This window comes from Bradyrhizobium commune (genome assembly GCF_015624505.1).
Classification (GTDB): Bacteria; Pseudomonadota; Alphaproteobacteria; order Rhizobiales; family Xanthobacteraceae; genus Bradyrhizobium; species Bradyrhizobium commune.
The window spans coordinates 3,500,635-3,517,974 of the sequence record NZ_CP061379.1; the positions used below are offsets into that span (position 1 = coordinate 3,500,635).

Below are 17,340 nucleotides of genomic sequence, written 5' to 3' on the forward strand. Positions count from 1 at the left end.
AAAAATGATAAAACGGCGCCTTCGGGCGCCGTTTTTGTTTTGGGAGCTTGTTGTTTTGGGAGCTTGGTCATGCGGATCGACGGGCAATGCCATTGCGGGAAGATCAGCTACGCCGCCGAGATCGACCCGGAGGCGGTTTCGGTCTGCCACTGCCGGGACTGCCAGGCGCTGACGGGCTCGCCGTTCCGGGTGACCGCGGTCTGCACCGGCGCCGCGATCCGGCTGACGGGAGGCAAGCCAAAAGTCTACGGCAAGCGCGGCGACAATGGCCGGATGCGCTTCCAGCACTTTTGCGGCGATTGCGGTTCCCCGCTGTTCACCAGCGGCGAGGGCGCGCAGGCCGACGATTGGGGCATCCGCTGGGGCTCGATCCGCCAGCGCGACAGCTTGCGGCCCAGCCGCCAGATCTGGTGCCAGTCGGCCGCGGTCTGGATCGACGCGGTGCCGGTGCTGCCGGGGAGGCCGCAGGATTGAGGTTTCGGCCCTTGCTCGGATGGGGTGGGCAGGGCTAAAGAGGCGGCCGTGGGGCGGTTAGCTCAGCTGGTTAGAGCATCTCGTTTACACCGAGAGGGTCCGCGGTTCGAATCCGTGACCGCCCACCAGCCTTCGCTCGCGAAGCGAGACTGAGGCTCGGCAAGGCCCGCCCAAGCAGGCCGTCACAGGGAGACCCTATGCAACAGCCAAGCGGACACGAGCAGAACGCCGATCAGATCGCCTATTGGAACGGACCGAGCGGGCAGCGCTGGGCCGATCGCCATGCCGTGCAGGAAAAGCTGCTCGGACCGATCGCGGACGTGCTGATCGACCGCGCCCGACCAAAGCCGGGCGAGCGCGTGCTGGATGTCGGCTGTGGCTCCGGTGCGACCACGATCGCGTTTGCCAAGGCTGTGGCGCCGAATGGATTCGCGCTCGGGATCGACATCTCCGACCCGATGCTGTCACAGGCGCGTGGCTTCGCGCCAAAAGGCCTGCCGCTCGATTTCGTGCTGGCGGATGCGACGGTGCATCCGTTCGAGCCGGCGAGCTTCGATCTCCTGGCCTCGCGCTTCGGCGTGATGTTCTTCGCCGACCCGATCGCGTCCTTCACCAATTTGCGGCGCGCGCTGAAGCCGTCGGGACGGCTCGCCTTTGCCTGCTGGCGCGAGCCGAAGGAAAACCCGTGGATGATGACGCCGCTGATGGCGGTCTACAAGCACGTGCCGAAAATGCCGCCGGTCGGGCCGGAGGAGCCGGGCCCGTTCGCCTTCGCGGCGGAGGAGCGCGTGATGCGCATCCTGAACGGGGCAGGCTTCGTGGACGTGGCCATGGAGCCGCACAATCTCGCGATGGACATTGCAATCGGCGGCGGGCTCGATGCCGCCGTCGAAGGGGCACTCCAGATCGGCCCCGCCAGCCGTGCGCTGCAAGGTCATCCGCCGGAGACGTATACGGCGGCAAAAGCCTCGATGCGCGAGATGCTCGCGCCGTTCGTGAAGGGACAGTCGGTGGCGTTGCAGGGCGCGATCTGGATCGTGACGGCGAAGGCGGCTTAAGGACCTAGGCCGCTCACACCACATCATCCGGCGCCAGCGCGCAGCCGTTATCCGGATGGGTCTCGACCTGAAGCGTGGTGTGGCCGATGCGGAAGGACGCTTTCAGCATCTGCGCGGTCTCCATCAGGAACGCGTCTCCAGCCGCGCCATCTGGCATCACGAGATGGCACGTCAGCGCCGTCTCGGTGGTCGAGATCGGCCAGACGTGGAGATCGTGGATCCCCGCGACGCCGGGCCGCTCGAGCAGGAAGATTTTGATCGCGGCGATGTCGGTGCCCTTGGGCGCGGCCGCCATCGACATGTCGATCGAGCTGCGCAACAGGCTGGTCGTGCTCCAGAGGATGGTGACGCAGATCACGAGGCTGGTGACCGGATCGAGCCAGAGCCAGCCGGTCCAGATGATCAGCGCGGCCGAGATGACGACGCCGAGCGAGACCACGGCATCGGCTGCCATATGCAGATAGGCGCCCTCGATGTTGATGTCGTCCTTGCGGCCGCGCGCAAACAGCATGGCGGTAAAGCCGTTGATGAGGATGCCGATGCCGGCGACCACCATCACGGTGACGCCCGCGACCGGCTCGGGCGATTGCAGGCGCAAGATCGCCTCCCAGCCGATCGCGCCGGTTGCGACCAGCAGGAACACGGCATTGGCCAGCGCCGCGAGGATAGTTGAGGCGCGAAAGCCATAGGTGAAGCGGCCGCTCGGTGCGCGCTTCGCCGCGATCGAGGCACACCAGGCCACGACAAGGCCGAGCACGTCGCTGAGATTGTGGCCGGCGTCCGCGAGCAGTGCGGTGGAATTGCCGATATAGCCGTACACCGCTTCCGCCACGACCAGTGCGGTGTTGAGCGTGATGCCGATCGCGAACGCCTTGCCGAAATTGGCGGGCGCGTGGACATGCGCGTGGCCATGATGATGGGCATGACCGGCATGATCATGGTGATGATGGCCGGAGTGATGGTCGTGTGTGCCCACCGTTCAATCCATGCTTGGAAATACGAGCAGGAGTTTCAGAAGCGGCGTCGGCTGGTGCACGACGCCGCCCTGTTTCTCGGTCCGGCGGCGGTAGCACTGGACCCGAAGCGTGTCGATCCGCAACATTGTTACGTGAATATTGTTACGTGCTCGCCGCAGCCCTTACGCCTTCTCCTCCCAGATCATCGCCAGATGCACGATCGTCTGCACCGCCTTCTCCATGTCCTGACGGCTGACCCATTCCAGCCGTGAGTGGAATGCGTGCTCGCCCGCAAAGATGTTGGGGCAGGGCAGGCCCATGAAAGACAGGCGCGAGCCGTCGGTGCCGCCGCGGATCGCGGTGCGCATCGGGCGCAGGCCGGCGCGGCGGATCGCCTCGATGGCGTATTCGAGGATGTGCGGGTGACGGTCGATCACCTGCTTCATGTTGCGGTACTGCTCGCGCACCTCGAACTTGTAGGTCGAGCGCGGATAGTCCTTCATCACGTCCTTGACGATGCCCTCGAGCAGGACCTCTTTTTCCTTCAGCCCTTCCTCGGTGAAGTCGCGCACGATGAAGGCAAGCGTCGCCTGCTCCAGCGCGCCGGTGATGCCGACCGGATGCAGGAAGCCCTGCTTGCCGGACGTCGTCTCGGGCGAGCAGCCTTCCTTCGGCAGACGCTCGACGATCGCGGCTGCGATCTTGATCGCGTGCTCCATCTTGCCCTTGGCATAGCCGGGATGGGCGCTGACGCCGTTGATCATGATGGTGGCGCCATCAGCGGAGAACGTCTCGTCCTCGACACTGCCTGCGCTCTCGCCATCCATGGTGTAGCCGAAATCGGCGCCCAGCTTCTTGATGTCGACATTGTCGACGCCGCGGCCGATCTCCTCATCCGGCGTGAACAGGATCTTGATGGTGCCGTGTTTCACATCCGGGTTGTTGATGAAGAAATGCGCGGCATCCATGATCTCGGCGACGCCGGCCTTGTTGTCGGCGCCCAACAGCGTGGTGCCGTCGGTGGTGACGATGTCGTTGCCGATCTGGTTCTTCAGCGCGGGGTGCTCGGCGAAGCGGATCACCTGGCTGGTGTCGCCCGGTAGCGTAATGTCGCCGCCGCGATAGTTCTTCACCATTTGCGGCTTGACGTCCTTGCCGGTGACGTCGGGCGAGGTGTCCATGTGCGAGCAGAAGCAGATCACCGGCACTTTCTTGTCGGTGTTGCCCGGGATCGTCGCATAGACATAGCCGTAATCGTCGAGATGGGCGTCCGCGATGCCCATGGCCTTGAGCTCGGTGACGAGAACCCGGCCGAGATCCTTCTGCTTCTCGGTCGAGGGCGAGCGAGGGGATTCCGGATCGGACTGGGTGTCGATGGTGACGTAGCGCAGGAAGCGCTCGGTCACGGTATGCGTGAAGGTGAGGGAGGACATTTCTGGTCAAACCGCCGGGGCTTCTGGGAGCAGGTCTTGGGAAGCAGCCGGTATACCAGAAAAGCGGGCCGTGTTGCGGCCGGAACGGGCCGGATCAGGCCTAACGAAGGCTCGCGCCTCAGATCGCCTCTTTCAGCTCCTTGACCGGGCGGAACGCCACCTTCTTGCTGGCCTTGATGTGGATCGCTTCGCCAGTGGCGGGATTGCGGCCGGTGCGGGCGGCGCGCTTGCGGACCTGGAGGATGCCGAGCCCGACGATGCGGACGCGGTCGCCTTTCTTGAGGTGCTTGGCGATCAGGTCGACCAGGTCGGTCAGGACGGCCTCGGCGTGCTTCTTCGACAGGTCCTGGCTCTCTGCGATGTCGGCGGCGAGGTGCCTGAGGGTGATGGTGGCGGGAGCGGCTGCCTTTTTCGCCATGTCTGGCCTCCTCGATGACGGGGAAGCCCCGGAAAAGCCGGGAAGGCGTGGGGTCCCTCTAAGTCCTCGCAGGCGTAGACGATTCGGGCGCGGGCTGACTATGCCGCGAGTTCCCGCCGGACGCGGGCAGTAGCCCACGCAATCGCGAAAGGCGTCGAGAAGTTGGGCTAAGGCTATGAAGGGACTGCCAAAATGGCGCGAGAGACGGGGCTCGAACCCGCGACCTCCGGCGTGACAGGCCGGCGCTCTAACCAACTGAGCTACTCCCGCGTGGCTCGCTGAACGCGCGCGGAACGAGGGGGGACTTAAAGGCGGGGCTTGGTGAAGTCAAGGACGTTGCGCTTCGCGAGGGCGCATCAGCTAAGCATTGCTCTGGAAAACGAAAAAGGCCGCCTGTCGGCGGCCCTGGTCAGCCCGGAACGGGGCGCGTCAGCGAATCTCGGATGTTCCTGAGCTCGTGATCACCACCGGCTTGCCGGCCTTGAGCACATGGGTGGACTGGGCGGTCTGGCTGTAATCGGCGTTGGTGCGGGCTGCAATCCCGAAGGCGGCGACTGCGATGCCGGCCACCAGCGCCACCACCACGATCTTCAGGTGTGTACCCCGATCAGCAGAGTGAATTGAGTGGTTCATCTGAGCCTCCCGACGGGCTTTGTCCCCGTCTGTTGGCCCTTGTCTTAAGGAACATCTGTTTCCGGATCGTTTCGCCGGTTCCGCAAAATGGTTTCATTAATGCGCCCGGTTGGTTTCGCCGGGCTGGCGGCCGGAACCGGCGTCAGGCCGCGGCCCGACCGATGTCGGCCCGGATCGAGCGGGCGGCCCACACGAACAGCAGCGCCCCGAGCGTCGTCGTGGCCGCGGCCGAGAGCAGGGAATAGCGCACGGCGTCCGCGCCATACCCGCCCTTCAGCGCGTCGTTGGCCATGCCGACGGCGAGCGGGCCGACGCCTTGGCCGAAACAGGTTGCGGTGAGCGCGATCAGGGCGGAGGCGAGCGCCCGCATGCTGGGCTTGGCCACCGTCTGCGCGATCGCAAAGATCGGGCCGAGATGGAAGCCGACCAGGAACGAGGTCAGCGCCAGCATCGCGACCATCATCGCGAAATCCTGCGTCAGCATGCAGAGCGCGAACACCGGGCCGGCGAGGCCCGAGGTGATCGCCGGCGCCCAAAGCTTCCAGCGATCGTCGCGACGGCTGATTTGCGCCACCACGAAGCCGCCGAGCAGGGTGCCGGCCATGCCGGCGAGGCCCTTGAAGGTGCCGGCATAAGTGCCGATCTCGGCGCTCGACAGATGATGCACGCGCGCCAGGAACGGAGGGATCCAGGCCGCGGTGGCGTAATTGGTGTAGGTGGTCAGGCAGAAGCCGATCAGCACAATGACGAAGCTTTGCTGCGAGGCGAGGAAGCGCAGCGTCGGCCCGAGTGGTTCTGGCACGAAGGTTTCCTGCATCGCGCCGCGCTTCGGCTCCGAGATCGTCAGCCACAGGATGACGGCAAGCAGGATGCCGGGCACGCCCGCGACATAGAACGCCATCCGCCAGCCATAGTGCTGATTGACGTAGCCACCGACGAAATAGCCGAGGAAGACGCCGAGATAGGTGCCGATGGCATAGATGCCGAGCGCGCGGGGGCGCTCGTTCTTGGCAAAGAGATCGGCGACGATGGATTGCGAGGCCGGCGAGCCCGCGGACTCGCCGATGCCGACGCCGATGCGAGCCAGCGCCAGTGACGTCACGCTCGAAGCCATGCCGCACAGCGCTGTCATCGCGCTCCAGAACGCAAAGGCCAGCGCCACGATGTTGCGGCGGTTGAGCCGATCGGCGACGCGCGCGATGGGAATGCCGAGCAGGGAGTAGAACAGCGCGAAGCCGAAGCCCGCGAGCAGGCCCATCATGGTGTCGCTGAGCGAAAACTCCTTCTTGATCGGCTCGATCAGGACGTTGAAGATCGTGCGGTCGAGGAAGTTCAGCGCGTAGATGATGGTGAGCAGGCCCAGCACGTAATAGCGCCGCGCCGTGGGCTGCGCCGCGGCGGCCGTTTGCACCGACATTTGTGACGTTACATCGACCATCGCTTCCCCCAATTTGTCTTTGTTATCGTTGTGGGTCCAGCTCTCGTTGGGGCCGGCCAACTCAGCCTTCGCGGATGTAATTCCCCGCTTCGAATTCGACCGGCGCGGCACTTGTGTCGAATGAGACGCCGATCGGGTCCTGGCCTGCTTCCATCGCCTCGAGCTGCTCGCCCAGCATACGCCGGATCATCAGGATGCCGCGGTCGCTCTGGCCGAAGTGCTCCTCGGAATGGATCGTGACCTCGCCCTGGCCGACCTGGGCTTCGTAGTCGCCGGGGAATTGCTGGTGCTCTTCTTCCGTCATGTCCCACCAGAATTTGCCGTTGAACTTCGAGCGCATGCGGCCGATGTCGCCGGAAGTTTTCACGCGCCCAGCGACGTAGATGCGGAACGAGGTGTCGTCGATCGGCAGCGTCCAGCCGATCGACTCGACGCGGGCGAACTGCGCGACGCGCGGATTCGGCACCACGCGCAGAGTGGGCAGCGCCGCTTCGGTGACGCGGTAAAACACCTTGCCGTCGTCCTGCTTGCGGATCGAGCGCACGGCAATGCCGCGCGGCGTCTTGTCGAACTTCACCTCCGGCATCGAGGCCATCATGTTGGTGAATTGCGGGCCCGAGAACGAGCCGTGCAGCACCGGCACGTGGTAGGGATCGACCACATTCTCGAAATGCTGGAGCCAGTTGCAGGGGATGATGGCCGGGCCGCCGCCGCCGATCGAGGAATCGTCGGCCTCGACGAACTCGCCGTCATCCATGTTTTCCAGGCACTCATAGCGCGGCAGCACCGGGCGTTTCTCGGCCGGGCCCATATAGGCGAAGATCAGCCCGTAGCGCTCCTCGATCGGATACCAGGGCTGACGCACCTTGTCCTTGAACTGGCCGCCATCGGGCTCGCAGGGCTGCTCCAGGCAATGGCCTTGGGTGTCGAACTTCCAGCCGTGATAGCAGCAGCGAATGCCGTCTTCCTCGACCTTGCCATAGTAGAGCGTGGTGCCGCGATGGCAGCAGCGGGCGTGCAGCAGGCCGACGCGGCCGTTCCTGTCACGGAACAGGATCAGGTCTTCGCCGAGCGCGCGCACCTGCTTCGGCGTGTCGGTGGCGTCACTGACAAGCCCGACCGGATGCCAGTAGCGGCGGAGCAGTTCGCCCATCGGCGTGCCGCGCACGACCGAGGTGAGCTCGGTGCGCGTCTGCGCCGGCTTCATCGCATAGGCGGTGCCGAGATCGCGATCCCGCTGGGTGATGGTCATCAGCTTCCTCCCGCCGCGGCCTTTGCTGGCCCGGTCGTCTTTCGCGTCTTCTCAGTCAAAAATAATTCGATGACAATGTCAACGATATTCCGGATGCCTTTTAGTCGCATTTCGATGGATTGGGGAGCCCGGCACCCCGCGGGCTTGGCAGGCCACGGCTTTCTTGGCACAGGTGTGCGATGAACCAGACACCGAGCAGGGACGGGTGGACGGCACCCGAGGTGCAGGCCAGCGAGCCGGCACCGATCACCGTGATGCTGTCGTCGCGGCTGATGGTGCTTGCCAATCTGCTCAAGCGCGGCGCGATCCTGCGCTACAAGCGCCTCGCCGGATTGTCGTCGGTGGAATTCGGCCTGGTCGCCTCGCTCGGCCGACGTCCGCCGATGAGCGTGGCGCGGCTTGCCGAAGCCGTCGGCCAGGACAAGGGCCAGATCAGCCGCGCGCTCGCCGAGCTTGTGTCGCGAAAGCTGATCGCAAAATCCGCCAATCCAAAAGACAGCCGCGAGGTGTTGGTGTCGCTGACATCAGCAGGCCTCGCCGCGCATGATGCGATCGTCGCCGGCGCACAGGAGCGCAATCGGCTATTGCTCGAGCATTTGAGCAAGCAAGAATTCGAGACATTGCTTGCGCAGATCGATCGCCTCACGGCGACCGCGGAAAAGATGCTCGAAGCCGAGAAAGCTCCGCGCTGATCTCTCTCGGAATGCAGGATCGCTTCCTGAAGTTTTTCTGGGGCGCCCGCTCGCCCCGACACATTCGCCGGACGAACCCCGGTCCCGTCGTGATGCATGGCTCGTCCGCATCACCGCGGCTGTGGATACGTGTCTTTGCGGCACCCATTCTGCTCGCGGCCGCGACACGATCGGCCAATATGTCGCCTGGGTGACGGTGGGGGCGCCGGTGCTGGTGGTAGCCTGGGTTTGGGCGCGCCGCCGCAGCAAGAAAAACGTGCGATTTTCGCGGATGGTGCGCGGCAACCAGCCGTCTCGATCGTTATCCTGGTCCCTGCGCCGCAATCTCAGAACTACTGCCCTGCGAAACCGTTGCCGGCCTTGCTGGGTCTTTCGATCTGCTCCATACCAACCGCGGGGCGATTCCGGGATTTCCACCGTTCTGGGAGCGGCAAAGGGCCAAAAAAGAGCGTGTCTTGCGCCCATTGGTGCACTGCGCTAAGGCTCAGAATAATTCCAAATCGGACGAATCCGTGGCTGTCCCGAGGCTACGGGAAAAAGGGCTCGCCAATGAGCGGCATTCTTCAGAACTACCTTCCACTCGTCGTCTTCATCGGGGTCGCGGGCCTCATCGGCCTCGTGCTGCTGATCGCCCCCTTCATCGTGGCGTTCCAGCAGCCCGATCCGGAAAAGCTCTCGGCGTATGAGTGCGGCTTCAACGCCTTCGACGACGCCCGCATGAAGTTCGACGTTCGCTTCTATCTGGTCGCCATCCTCTTCATCATCTTCGATCTCGAGGTGGCGTTCCTGTTTCCCTGGGCGGTGGCGTTCGGCAAGCTTGGCGCGACCGGCTTCTGGTCCATGGTGGTGTTCCTCGCCGTGCTGACGGTGGGCTTCGCCTATGAATGGAAGAAAGGCGCACTCGAATGGGATTGAACCCAGCTACGCAGTCCGCAGGTCCGGTTATCGCGCCGGCCCCCAAGGGCATTCTGGATCCGTCGACCGGCAAGCCGGTTGGGGCCAATGATCCGTTCTTCCTCGAGGTCAATTCGGAGCTGTCCGACAAGGGCTTCTTCACGGCCGCGACCGACGACCTCATCACCTGGGCGCGCACCGGCTCGCTGATGTGGATGACCTTCGGTCTCGCCTGCTGCGCGGTCGAGATGATGCAGGTGTCGATGCCGCGCTACGATGTCGAGCGCTTCGGCTTCGCCCCGCGTGCCTCGCCGCGCCAGTCCGACGTGATGATCGTCGCAGGGACCTTGACCAACAAGATGGCGCCGGCGCTGCGCAAGGTCTACGACCAGATGCCCGAGCCGCGCTACGTCATCTCGATGGGCTCCTGCGCCAATGGCGGCGGCTATTATCACTATTCCTACTCGGTCGTGCGCGGCTGCGACCGCATCGTGCCGATCGACATCTACGTGCCGGGCTGTCCGCCCACGGCAGAAGCGCTGCTCTACGGCGTGCTGCTGCTTCAGAAGAAGATCCGGCGCACCGGCACCATCGAACGCTAAGGTTTTGTGTCATGGACGATGGCAAGCTCGACACCCTGGGGCAAACGATCGTTGGCGCGCTTCCGGGCGCCGTCACCGGTCACGCGGTGGCCTTCAACCAGCTCACCATTGACGTCGAGGCCAGCAAGATCGTCGAGGTCGTAAAATACCTCCGCGACGATCCGAATTGCCGCTTCGTCAACATCACCGACATCACCGCGGTCGACTATCCCGATCGCGAGAAGCGTTTCGACGTGATCTATCACTTCCTGTCACCGACGCTGAACACGCGGATCCGTCTCAAGGCCCAGGCCGACGAGACCACGCAGGTGCCGTCGCTGATCGACGAGTTTCCCGGCGCGGACTGGTTCGAGCGCGAGGCCTATGACCTCTACGGCGTGTTCTTCGTCGGCCATCCCGACATGCGCCGCATCCTCACCGATTACGGTTTCGAGGGGCATCCGCTGCGCAAGGATTTCCCGACCACCGGCTTCCTCGAGGTCCGCTACGACGACCAGGAGAAGCGCGTGGTGTACGAGCCGGTCCGGCTCAACCAGGAATTCCGCAAGTTCGATTTCCTCTCGCCATGGGAGGGAGCCGACTATCCGCTTCCCGGCGATGAGAAGGCGAAATCGTGAGTGGCGAATAGCGAGTGGCGAATAGGGATGTTGATTGAGCGACCAGTCGATCAATTCGTATCGGGACCTGAGGGTGTGGCAGGATGCCATGTCCTTGGCGGAGTCCTGCTATCGGTTGACGGCTCAATTTCCCCGCGACGAACTTTTTGGGCTGACTTCACAGATCAGGCGGGCAGCGGCCTCCATACCCGCGAACGTTGCCGAAGGGCATGGACGCGAAAGCACCGGCAGCTTCGTGCAGTCGCTCCGGATATCGCAGGGATCGCTGAAGGAACTGGAAACTCATCTGCTCTTGGCGCAGCGCGTCGGTATTTTGGACGTGCCCGATCTGGAGATAGTTTTGGGACGATGCGAAAGCTTGGGCAAAATGGTTCGCGCGTTGATACGTTCTCTGCAGGACAAGTCCACAAAATGACCACTCGCCATTCGCTATTCGCCATTCGCCCCGCAGCTGGAGCTGCGTCATGAACGAGCAACCCGAACAGCTTCGCAATTTCACCATCAACTTCGGGCCGCAGCATCCGGCCGCGCACGGCGTGCTGCGTCTCGTGCTGGAGCTCGACGGTGAGGTCGTTGCCCGCGTCGATCCGCATATTGGCCTGCTTCATCGTGGTACCGAAAAGCTGATCGAGCAGAAGACCTATCTCCAGGCGATCCCGTATTTCGATCGGCTCGACTACGTCGCGCCGATGAACCAGGAGCACGCCTTCTGCCTCGCCGCCGAAAAGCTGCTCGGCATCGAGGTGCCGCGCCGTGGGCAGTTGATCCGCGTGCTCTATTGCGAGATCGGCCGCATCCTCTCGCACATCCTCAACGTCACCACGCAGGCGATGGACGTCGGCGCGCTGACCCCGCCGCTGTGGGGCTTTGAAGAGCGCGAGAAGCTGATGGTGTTCTACGAGCGCGCCTCGGGCAGCCGTATGCACGCAGCCTTCTTCCGCGTCGGCGGCGTGCACCAGGATCTGCCGCAGAAGCTGATCGACGACATCGAGGCCTGGTGCGATCCGTTCCTGAAGGTGGTCGAGGATCTCGATCGCCTGCTCACCGCCAACCGCATCTTCAAGCAGCGCAACGTCGACATCGGCGTGGTGCCGCTGAAGGAAGCCTGGGCCTGGGGCTTCTCGGGCGTGATGGTGCGCGGCTCGGGCGCGGCCTGGGACCTGCGCAAGTCGCAGCCCTATGAGTGCTACGCCGAGATGGATTTCGACATTCCGATCGGCAAGAACGGCGACTGCTACGACCGCTATCTGATCCGCATGGAAGAGATGCGCCAGTCCGTGCGCATCATGAAGCAGTGCATCCAGAAGCTGAATGCGCCGGAGGGCAAGGGCCCCGTCGTCGTCGAGGACAACAAGGTCGCGCCGCCGCGCCGTGGCGAGATGAAGCGCTCGATGGAAGCCCTCATCCACCACTTCAAGCTCTACACCGAAGGTGTCCACGTGCCGGCCGGCGAGGTCTACGCCGCGGTCGAGGCGCCGAAGGGCGAGTTCGGCGTCTATCTCGTCGCCGACGGCACCAACAAGCCCTACAAGTGCAAGATCCGCGCGCCGGGCTTTGCGCATCTGCAAGCGATGGATCACATCTGCCGCGGCCATCTGCTCGCAGACGTTTCGGCGATCCTGGGTTCGCTCGACATCGTGTTCGGAGAGGTCGATCGGTGATGGCGCAGGCGCCAATCCAGTTTGACCGTGCCTCGGGGGCCCTTGAAGGGGCCAACCTGTGGGAGCGGACGGCTGCCTTGGCGCTGGTGACGGGATCGAAGATCTCCTCGCACTTCTCGCATATGGGCTACATCGCCTGCGCCAATCTGCTGCGGAAAACGCTGCCCGAGCGCAACATCGCGATCAAGCTCAACCCCGACGCCGTGTTCGAATTCCCCTACGGCGACGGCTATTGGAGCAAGCTGCTCAACCGCTCCTACAGCTACGAAGACGAGCTCGAGCTGCTGTTCGCCGATTCCATCGACGTCGACTATACGCTGCTCGATTGCGGCGCGAATTACGGCTACTGGTCAGTGCTGGTGTCGAGCAGGCCGTTCGGCTCGCACAAGGCGATCGCGATCGAGCCGTCGGGGCAGAACTATCCGAAGCTCGCCAACAACGCCCGCATCAACGGCAACCGCTTCGAGACCATGAAATGCGCCATCGGCGCCTCGCGCGGCACCGCGCGCCTGTCCGGGACCAAGCACGAGGCCTTCAGCATTGCCGGCGAAGCGTCCGCCGGCGGGGAAGAGGTGCCGGTGCTGGCGCTCGACAACCTCATCGAGGACGGCAAGGTCGCGGCCACCGGCAGATATCTGATCAAGCTCGACGTCGAGGGCGTCGAGATCGAGGCGATCAAGGGCGGGGCCCGGCTGCTTGAGGCCGACAGCGTGATCATGTGCGAGGAGCACGGCAGCGACCGCTCTCACGCGGTGTCGCGCTTTATCCTCGAACAGACCCCGATGAAGCTGATCGTGCTCGATCCGCGCACCAACCGGCTGGAGACGGTGACCGAGCTGTCGATCCTCGACCGCATCAAGGTCTCGACCCACGTCGGCTACAATGTTTTCGGCACCGCGAGCGCATTCTGGCAGGACAGGATCAATGCCCTGAATGCCAAAACCGCGCGCCGCATGCAGTGAGAGATAAGAGATGTCCGTCCGCCGATTAGCCCCGAAGGAAGTCCAGCCCGCGAGCTTTGCGTTCACGGACGAGAACCTCGCGTTTGCGAAGCAGCAGATCGCGAAATATCCGGCCGGTCGCCAGGCCTCCGCGGTGATCGCCATCCTCTGGCGCGTCCAGGAGCAGCACGACGGCTGGGTGTCGGAAGCCGCGATCCGCGCCGTCGCCGATCTGCTCGACATGCCCTATATTCGCGTGCTGGAGGTTGCGACCTTCTACACGATGTTCCAGCTTGCCCCCGTCGGCAAGAAGGCCCACGTCCAGGTCTGCGGCACCACGCCGTGCCGCCTGCGCGGCGCGGAAGACCTCATCCACGTCTGCGAGAGCCGGATCCACCACGATCCCTTCCATCTCTCCAAGGATGGCAATTTCAGCTGGGAAGAGGTCGAGTGCTTGGGGGCCTGCGTGAACGCGCCGATGGTGCTGATCGGCAAGGACACCTATGAGGACCTGACCAAGGAAAGTTTTGGCAAGGTGCTCGACGGCTTTGCATCGGGCAATCCGCCGAAGCCCGGTCCGCAGAACGGCCGCCAATTCTCCGCGCCGATGGGCGGCCCGACCACGCTGAAGGAGACCTCCTGATGCGTGATCTCCCCACAATTGGAGGGAACGAGGCCGTGAACAAATGGGGCTTCATCGCCATGCATGCCGCGCTCGCGGCCGGCTTCATGTTCCTGCTCCAGCGTTTCGTGTTGAGCGCGACGCAGGAGACCAGTCTGCTCTGGGCGCTGACCTTTGCCGTCTGCGCCGCCGGGCTTGCCTACAAGCAGGCCAACCGTTGATCGGAAAGCACTGATATGCTCGAGGACAAGGACCGCATCTTCAAGAACCTCTACGGCCTCCACGATTGGGGGCTCGAGGGCGCGCGGCGCCGCGGCGCCTGGGATGGCACCAAGGCCATCATCGACAAGGGCCGCGACTGGATCATCAACGAGATGAAGGCCTCGGGCCTGCGCGGCCGTGGCGGCGCCGGCTTCCCGACCGGGTTGAAGTGGTCCTTCATGCCGAAGGAATCGACCGACGGCCGTCCCAGCTATCTCGTCGTCAACGCCGACGAGTCCGAGCCCGGCACCTGCAAGGATCGCGAGATCATGCGGCACGATCCGCATCTGCTGATCGAAGGCTGCCTGATCGCGAGCTGCGCGATGAACGCGCACACCTGCTACATCTATGTCCGCGGCGAATTCATCCGCGAGCGTGAGCACCTTCAGGCCGCGATCGACCAGGCCTATGACGCCAAGCTGGTCGGCAAGGACAACGTCAACGGCTGGCCGTTCGACATCTATGTCGCCCACGGCGCCGGCGCCTATATCTGCGGCGAGGAAACTGCCCTGCTCGAAAGCCTCGAGGGCAAGAAGGGCCAGCCGCGGCTGAAGCCGCCGTTCCCGGCCAATGTCGGCCTGTTCGGCTGCCCGACCACCGTCAACAACGTCGAGTCCATCGCCGTTGCGCCCGATATTCTGCGTCGTGGCGCAGCCTGGTTTGCCGGCATCGGCCGCCCGAACAATGTCGGCACCAAGCTGTTCTGTATCTCCGGCCATGTCGAGCGGCCCTGCAACGTCGAAGAAGCCATGGGCATTCCGTTCCGTGAGCTGATCGAGAAGCATTGCGGCGGCATCCGTGGCGGCTGGGACAACCTCAAGGCCGTGATCCCCGGTGGCTCGTCGGTGCGCATGGTGCCGGCCGAGCAGATCATCGACACGCCGATGGATTTCGACAGTCTGAGCAAGCTGCGCTCGGGTCTCGGCACCGCGGCCGTGATCGTGATGGACAAGTCGACCGACCTGATCCGCTCCATCGCCCGCATCTCCTATTTCTACAAGCATGAGAGCTGCGGCCAGTGCACGCCGTGCCGCGAGGGCACCGGCTGGATGTGGCGTGTCTTGACGCGCATGGCCGAGGGTCGCGCGCATAAACGCGAAATCGACATGCTGCTAGAGGTGACAAAACAGGTCGAAGGCCACACCATCTGCGCGCTCGGCGACGCAGCCGCCTGGCCGATCCAGGGCCTGATCGCGCATTTCCGTCACGAGATCGAAGCGCGCATCGACCAGTATTCGCACAAGGCCGACATCGACGATGCCGGCGTCCGCGATCCCGTGAACATGGTCGCGGCGGAGTAGGAAGCATGACCAAGCTCATCATCGACGGCAAAGAGATCGATGTCCCGGCCGACTATACGCTGCTTCAGGCGTGCGAGGCGGCCGGCGCCGAGATTCCGCGCTTCTGCTATCACGAGCGGCTGTCGATCGCCGGCAATTGCCGGATGTGCCTCGTCGAGGTGAAGGGTGGCCCGAAGCCGGTCGCAAGCTGCGCCTGGGGCGTGCGCGACTGCCGTCCGGGCCCCAAGGGCGAGCCGCCGGAAATCTCCACCCGTTCGCCGATGGTGAAGAAGGCACGCGAAGGCGTGATGGAATTCCTTCTCATCAACCATCCGTTGGACTGCCCGATCTGCGACCAGGGCGGCGAGTGCGATCTGCAAGACCAGGCGATGGGTTATGGCGTCGACACCAGCCGCTTCGCCGAGAACAAGCGCGCGGTCGAGGACAAATATCTCGGCGCACTGGTCAAGACCTCGATGAACCGCTGCATCCAGTGCACGCGCTGCGTCCGCTTCTCGGCGGAAGTCGCCGGTGCCCCCGAGATGGGCGCGACCGGCCGCGGCGAGGACATGGAGATCACGACCTATCTCCAGCACGCGCTGACGTCGGAACTCCAGGGCAATCTCGTCGATATCTGCCCGGTCGGTGCGCTGACCTCGAAGCCCTATGCGTTTGCAGCGCGTCCCTGGGAGCTCGGCAAGACTCAGTCGATCGACGTCATGGACGGCGTCGGATCGTCGATCCGCGTCGACACCCGCGGCCGCGAGGTCATGCGCGTGCTGCCCCGCATCAATGAGGCCGTCAACGAGGAGTGGATCTCGGATAAGACCCGCCACGTCGTCGACGGCCTGCGCACCCAACGCCTCGACCGGCCCTATATCCGTGAGGCCGGCAAGCTGCGCGCGGCGAGCTGGCAGGAGGCCTTTGCCGCGATCGCCTCCAAGGCAGCGCGCACCGACGGCAAGCGGATCGGCGCGATCGCCGGCGATCTCGCCGGCGTCGAAGAGATGTTCGCGCTGAAGGATCTGCTGGCAAAATTCGGCTCGGCCAATCTGGCCGTGCAGGGCGGCGACGCCTTCGATCCGGCGCTCGGCCGCGGCTCCTACATCTTCAACCCGACGCTTGCAGGCGTCGAGCAGGCCGATGCGCTCTTGATCATCGGCGCCAATCCGCGGAAAGAGGCGGCCGTGTTCAACGCCCGTATCCGCAAGCGCTACCGCACCGGCGGCCTCAAGGTCGGCGTGATCGGCGCCAAGGCCGATCTGACCTACGACTATGATTATCTTGGCGCGGGCAGCGAGACGCTCGGCGAGCTCGCGGCCGGCAAGCACTCCTTCATGGACGTGCTCAAGAACGCCAAGCACCCGATCATTCTGGTCGGCGCAGGCGCGGCCGCGCGTCACGACGGCGCCGCCATTCTCGCAAGCGCCGCCAAGCTCGCGCTCGACGTTGGCGCGCTGACGGACGGCTGGAACGGCTTTGGCGTGCTGCACGAGACCGCCTCGCGCGTCGGTGCGCTCGACGTCGGCTTCGTGGCCGGTCCGGGCGGGCTGAACGCCGCGCAGATGACCACGTTCGGCACGCTGGACCTGCTGTTCCTGCTCGGCGCCGACGAGATCAAGGCGCCGGACGGCACTTTCGTGGTCTATATCGGCACCCATGGCGACCGCGGCGCGCACCGCGCCGACGTGATCCTGCCGGGAGCCGCCTACACCGAGAAGTCCGCGATCTACGTCAACACCGAAGGCCGCGCACAGATGACCGGCCGCGCCGCGTTCCCGCCGGGCGAGGCCCGCGAGGACTGGGCGATCGTCCGCGCGCTGTCGGAAGCGCTCGGCAAGAAGCTCGGCTATGACTCGCTTGCCGCGCTGCGCCAGGCGATCTTCAAGGCGGTGCCGCACCTGATCCGGCTCGACCAGATCGAGGCGGGCTCCGCCGACCAGATCAAGAGCCTCGCAGGGAAGGGCGGCGCGCCGGAGAAGGCGCCGTTCAAGGCCCTCGTCGAGGACTTCTATTTGACCAACCCGATCGCGCGTGCGTCCGCCGTGATGGCGGAATGCTCGCGGCTTGCCTCCGGGCAGATGCTGACCGCAGCGGAGTGAGTGTGA

At 64.4% G+C, this 17,340-nt stretch carries 19 protein-coding genes and 2 tRNA genes; 14 read left to right on the forward strand and 7 right to left on the reverse strand.

Annotation, left to right across the window (positions count from 1 at the left end; translation table 11 throughout):
- The first annotated feature begins 69 nt into the window (after positions 1–69).
- The 3 genes from IC761_RS16465 (at position 70) to IC761_RS16475 (ending at position 1,532) form a co-directional block, all read left to right on the forward strand.
- Complete coding sequence (locus IC761_RS16465; protein WP_195804230.1) at positions 70–474, forward strand: GFA family protein; 405 nt, start codon at positions 70–72, stop codon at positions 472–474.
- A 51-nt stretch (positions 475–525) separates the two neighbouring features.
- Positions 526–602 (forward strand) — tRNA-Val (locus tag IC761_RS16470).
- 69 nt (positions 603–671) lie between these two features.
- A complete protein-coding gene (locus IC761_RS16475; RefSeq protein WP_195804231.1) occupies positions 672–1,532 on the forward strand; it encodes a class I SAM-dependent methyltransferase in 861 nt (286 codons plus the stop codon).
- A gap of 13 nt (positions 1,533–1,545) precedes the next feature.
- On the opposite strand, the gene IC761_RS16480 is transcribed toward IC761_RS16475, so the two are convergent.
- The 7 genes from IC761_RS16480 to IC761_RS16510 form a co-directional block, all read right to left on the reverse strand.
- Positions 1,546–2,508, reverse strand: a complete 963-nt coding sequence (locus IC761_RS16480; RefSeq protein ID WP_195804232.1) for a cation diffusion facilitator family transporter — start codon at positions 2,506–2,508, stop codon at positions 1,546–1,548.
- Between the two features lie 162 nt (positions 2,509–2,670).
- The gene (pepT, locus tag IC761_RS16485) at positions 2,671–3,921 is read right to left on the reverse strand and encodes a peptidase T (protein ID WP_195804233.1); all 1,251 of its coding nucleotides are present in this window, start codon (positions 3,919–3,921) and stop codon (positions 2,671–2,673) included.
- 118 nt (positions 3,922–4,039) lie between these two features.
- Positions 4,040–4,339 (reverse strand): HU family DNA-binding protein, encoded by a 300-nt coding sequence (locus tag IC761_RS16490; RefSeq protein ID WP_195804234.1) that lies wholly within the window; start codon positions 4,337–4,339, stop codon positions 4,040–4,042.
- A 193-nt stretch (positions 4,340–4,532) separates the two neighbouring features.
- Positions 4,533–4,609 (reverse strand) — tRNA-Asp (locus IC761_RS16495).
- 159 nt (positions 4,610–4,768) lie between these two features.
- Entirely contained in the window at positions 4,769–4,972 is a 204-nt protein-coding gene (locus IC761_RS16500) for a hypothetical protein (RefSeq protein WP_195804235.1), read from the reverse strand.
- Between the two features lie 142 nt (positions 4,973–5,114).
- Positions 5,115–6,410: a spinster family MFS transporter gene (locus IC761_RS16505; protein ID WP_195804236.1), complete on the reverse strand. Its 1,296-nt coding sequence runs from the start codon at positions 6,408–6,410 to the stop codon at positions 5,115–5,117.
- 61 nt (positions 6,411–6,471) lie between these two features.
- On the reverse strand, positions 6,472–7,662 hold the full coding sequence (locus IC761_RS16510) for an aromatic ring-hydroxylating dioxygenase subunit alpha (RefSeq protein WP_195804237.1): 1,191 nt from the start codon (positions 7,660–7,662) through the stop codon (positions 6,472–6,474).
- Positions 7,663–7,841: 179 nt separating this feature from the next.
- Here IC761_RS16510 and IC761_RS16515 point away from each other — a divergent pair, with 179 nt between their 5' ends.
- From IC761_RS16515 to nuoG, 11 genes are all read left to right on the forward strand, one after another.
- Positions 7,842–8,354, forward strand: coding sequence for a MarR family winged helix-turn-helix transcriptional regulator (locus tag IC761_RS16515; RefSeq protein WP_195804238.1), 513 nt, complete (start codon positions 7,842–7,844; stop codon positions 8,352–8,354).
- 549 nt (positions 8,355–8,903) lie between these two features.
- Entirely contained in the window at positions 8,904–9,269 is a 366-nt protein-coding gene (locus tag IC761_RS16520; RefSeq protein ID WP_008136158.1) for an NADH-quinone oxidoreductase subunit A, read from the forward strand.
- Positions 9,260–9,850, forward strand: coding sequence for a NuoB/complex I 20 kDa subunit family protein (locus IC761_RS16525; protein ID WP_438265128.1), 591 nt, complete (start codon positions 9,260–9,262; stop codon positions 9,848–9,850). The genes IC761_RS16520 and IC761_RS16525 overlap by 10 nt, the downstream gene beginning before the upstream one ends.
- A gap of 11 nt (positions 9,851–9,861) precedes the next feature.
- Entirely contained in the window at positions 9,862–10,467 is a 606-nt protein-coding gene (locus tag IC761_RS16530) for an NADH-quinone oxidoreductase subunit C (RefSeq protein WP_195804239.1), read from the forward strand.
- Between the two features lie 88 nt (positions 10,468–10,555).
- On the forward strand, positions 10,556–10,882 hold the full coding sequence (locus tag IC761_RS16535; RefSeq protein WP_210338550.1) for a four helix bundle protein: 327 nt from the start codon (positions 10,556–10,558) through the stop codon (positions 10,880–10,882).
- 49 nt (positions 10,883–10,931) lie between these two features.
- A complete protein-coding gene (locus IC761_RS16540) occupies positions 10,932–12,128 on the forward strand; it encodes an NADH-quinone oxidoreductase subunit D (RefSeq protein ID WP_195804241.1) in 1,197 nt (398 codons plus the stop codon).
- Entirely contained in the window at positions 12,128–13,090 is a 963-nt protein-coding gene (locus IC761_RS16545; RefSeq protein WP_195804242.1) for an FkbM family methyltransferase, read from the forward strand. Before IC761_RS16540 ends, IC761_RS16545 begins: the two co-directional genes overlap by 1 nt.
- Before the next feature lie 10 nt (positions 13,091–13,100).
- Positions 13,101–13,712, forward strand: coding sequence for an NADH-quinone oxidoreductase subunit NuoE (nuoE, locus tag IC761_RS16550; protein WP_195804243.1), 612 nt, complete (start codon positions 13,101–13,103; stop codon positions 13,710–13,712).
- Complete coding sequence (locus tag IC761_RS16555) at positions 13,712–13,912, forward strand: hypothetical protein (RefSeq protein WP_195804244.1); 201 nt, start codon at positions 13,712–13,714, stop codon at positions 13,910–13,912. Before nuoE ends, IC761_RS16555 begins: the two co-directional genes overlap by 1 nt.
- Positions 13,913–13,927: 15 nt before the next feature.
- Positions 13,928–15,253, forward strand: coding sequence for an NADH-quinone oxidoreductase subunit NuoF (nuoF, locus tag IC761_RS16560; protein ID WP_195804245.1), 1,326 nt, complete (start codon positions 13,928–13,930; stop codon positions 15,251–15,253).
- A gap of 5 nt (positions 15,254–15,258) precedes the next feature.
- Positions 15,259–17,334: an NADH-quinone oxidoreductase subunit NuoG gene (gene nuoG / locus IC761_RS16565; RefSeq protein ID WP_195804246.1), complete on the forward strand. Its 2,076-nt coding sequence runs from the start codon at positions 15,259–15,261 to the stop codon at positions 17,332–17,334.
- Positions 17,335–17,340 lie beyond the last annotated feature (6 nt).

What these genes read in the sequence shown, in the direction of transcription:
- IC761_RS16465 (WP_195804230.1), top strand. Translation starts at nt 70, where the DNA reads ATGCGGATCGACGGGCAATGCCATTGCGGGAAGATCAGCTACGCCGCC.
- IC761_RS16475 (WP_195804231.1), top strand. Translation starts at nt 672, where the DNA reads ATGCAACAGCCAAGCGGACACGAGCAGAACGCCGATCAGATCGCCTAT.
- pepT (WP_195804233.1), bottom strand. Translation starts at nt 3,921, where the DNA reads ATGTCCTCCCTCACCTTCACGCATACCGTGACCGAGCGCTTCCTGCGC.
- IC761_RS16490 (WP_195804234.1), bottom strand. Translation starts at nt 4,339, where the DNA reads ATGGCGAAAAAGGCAGCCGCTCCCGCCACCATCACCCTCAGGCACCTC.
- IC761_RS16500 (WP_195804235.1), bottom strand. Translation starts at nt 4,972, where the DNA reads ATGAACCACTCAATTCACTCTGCTGATCGGGGTACACACCTGAAGATC.
- IC761_RS16505 (WP_195804236.1), bottom strand. Translation starts at nt 6,410, where the DNA reads ATGGTCGATGTAACGTCACAAATGTCGGTGCAAACGGCCGCCGCGGCG.
- IC761_RS16510 (WP_195804237.1), bottom strand. Translation starts at nt 7,662, where the DNA reads ATGACCATCACCCAGCGGGATCGCGATCTCGGCACCGCCTATGCGATG.
- IC761_RS16515 (WP_195804238.1), top strand. Translation starts at nt 7,842, where the DNA reads ATGAACCAGACACCGAGCAGGGACGGGTGGACGGCACCCGAGGTGCAG.
- IC761_RS16520 (WP_008136158.1), top strand. Translation starts at nt 8,904, where the DNA reads ATGAGCGGCATTCTTCAGAACTACCTTCCACTCGTCGTCTTCATCGGG.
- IC761_RS16525 (WP_438265128.1), top strand. Translation starts at nt 9,260, where the DNA reads ATGGGATTGAACCCAGCTACGCAGTCCGCAGGTCCGGTTATCGCGCCG.
- IC761_RS16530 (WP_195804239.1), top strand. Translation starts at nt 9,862, where the DNA reads ATGGACGATGGCAAGCTCGACACCCTGGGGCAAACGATCGTTGGCGCG.
- IC761_RS16535 (WP_210338550.1), top strand. Translation starts at nt 10,556, where the DNA reads ATGTCCTTGGCGGAGTCCTGCTATCGGTTGACGGCTCAATTTCCCCGC.
- IC761_RS16540 (WP_195804241.1), top strand. Translation starts at nt 10,932, where the DNA reads ATGAACGAGCAACCCGAACAGCTTCGCAATTTCACCATCAACTTCGGG.
- IC761_RS16545 (WP_195804242.1), top strand. Translation starts at nt 12,128, where the DNA reads ATGGCGCAGGCGCCAATCCAGTTTGACCGTGCCTCGGGGGCCCTTGAA.
- nuoE (WP_195804243.1), top strand. Translation starts at nt 13,101, where the DNA reads ATGTCCGTCCGCCGATTAGCCCCGAAGGAAGTCCAGCCCGCGAGCTTT.
- IC761_RS16555 (WP_195804244.1), top strand. Translation starts at nt 13,712, where the DNA reads ATGCGTGATCTCCCCACAATTGGAGGGAACGAGGCCGTGAACAAATGG.
- nuoF (WP_195804245.1), top strand. Translation starts at nt 13,928, where the DNA reads ATGCTCGAGGACAAGGACCGCATCTTCAAGAACCTCTACGGCCTCCAC.
- nuoG (WP_195804246.1), top strand. Translation starts at nt 15,259, where the DNA reads ATGACCAAGCTCATCATCGACGGCAAAGAGATCGATGTCCCGGCCGAC.